Raw genomic sequence first — 1,625 nt, forward strand, 5'->3', positions numbered from 1 at the left:
GCCGCTCAGTCTTCTTTGGTGCAAGCACCAAAGGGACCGCGCTCGACTTGCATGTGTTAAGCACGCCGCCAGCGTTCATCCTGAGCCAGGATCAAACTCTCGTTAAAAAATTTGTCCGCTCAGATAATTATCTCGAAATATCTGGCTTGGTTTGTTTGTGGTTTAAACAAGTTTGCTTGTTTAAACAGTTAATTTCAAATGCTTTATTTAAAAAGCGTTATTGAATTAACCTGCTGTTCAATTTTCAAAGTTCATTTTATTTAAGTCATCGTTTCTTGATGACTATTATATAATAGCATACTTTACTGATTATGTCAACTTTTTTTCAAAAGTTTTTTAATCATTTATTGAGAAAAACATTACATTATTATCTTTTGTTTTTCTTGTTTTTTCTTTTTCTTAAGTACAAGTAATAATATAGCATATGTATTTATTTTTTTCAAGTATTTTTAATAAAAAAGTTTTTTCTGAATTTAATAACAAAAGCGACAGTTCTTTGTTTTCAATTCTTCAAAGGATATAAGTTTATCATTTTTTTATTTTAATATATTAGAAATACTTTAATATTTTTTAATCTAGCTAATATAAATATTTTTTATTATCTACTATATTAAATAGATGTAAAGTATAACTGCTTAATTAAAAATTTAAATATCTCTAAAATAATTGTTAATTTCCAAGAAAATTAATCTCATCAGCTAGAGATATATTTTATTACTATAAATAGCCTACTGTTTTTTTCTTTCTTCTTAGTATTAGTATAATATTAATATTTTCAAATGATCTTTTGAAGATCTAGATATTCATTATAGATTATACTTAGCTATGCTTTTATATGCCTTTGATCATTTTTATGCTCTAGTTATATATACCTAATGCATCTTGATATTATGCTTGTTATATATACAATAGCCTTTTTTATTTAATAGTTTTAATATTTTAGATAGTTATTTATAATTGATATATCTTTTCTGTATGATATCCACAAATATAAATCAACAATTTTTATACTAAAATCATAAAATATATATTTATCCTTTTTATACTTATATACCGATCTTTTTTATAAATAAGTAGAAACATATGTCAAGCACTTATAGATTATTCAATCCCTTACATACTCTATTTTCTATTGGAATAGCAAAAATAATAACAAAGCACTATTAAATATTATTATTTTTATATAAAAAAGCCCTAGCATAAATGCTAGAGCTTATTACGTGGCTACTTCCTACTCTCCCAGGCAGTTTCCCACCAAGTACCTTTGGCGCTGGAGAGCTTAACTTCTGTGTTCGGTATGGGAACAGGTGTATCCTCTCTGCTATAATAACCACATATTTAATTGAAGTTTGTACCTTCAAAACTGAGTATATTTAGTGAACTTTGACGTCCATCGTATTTATTGGTCAAGTCCTCGATCTATTAGTATCAATAAGCTACATACATTACTGCACTTACACCTTTGACCTATCAACCAGGTAGTCTTCCTGGGATCTTAACCTTACGGTGGGAAATCTTATCTTGAAGTGGACTTCGCGCTTAGATGCTTTCAGCGCTTATTCTTTCCATACATAGCTACCCAGCTATGCCCTTGGCAGGACAACTGGTACACCAGAGGTATGTCC

General features: G+C 28.6%; 3 rRNA genes. All 3 read right to left on the reverse strand.

The features are described 5' to 3' along the window. Positions 1-107: ribosomal RNA gene (locus UF10_RS09080) — 16S ribosomal RNA — on the reverse strand; the annotation flags it as partial. Positions 108-1,218: 1,111 nt separating this feature from the next. Continuing rightward, positions 1,219-1,335: ribosomal RNA gene (gene rrf, locus UF10_RS09085) — 5S ribosomal RNA — on the reverse strand. 67 nt (positions 1,336-1,402) lie between these two features. Further along, a 23S ribosomal RNA gene (locus UF10_RS09090) occupies positions 1,403-1,625 on the reverse strand; the annotation flags it as partial.

The sequence above is a fragment of the Peptostreptococcus russellii genome (assembly GCF_003012055.1).
Taxonomy (GTDB): domain Bacteria; phylum Bacillota; class Clostridia; order Peptostreptococcales; family Peptostreptococcaceae; genus Peptostreptococcus; species Peptostreptococcus russellii.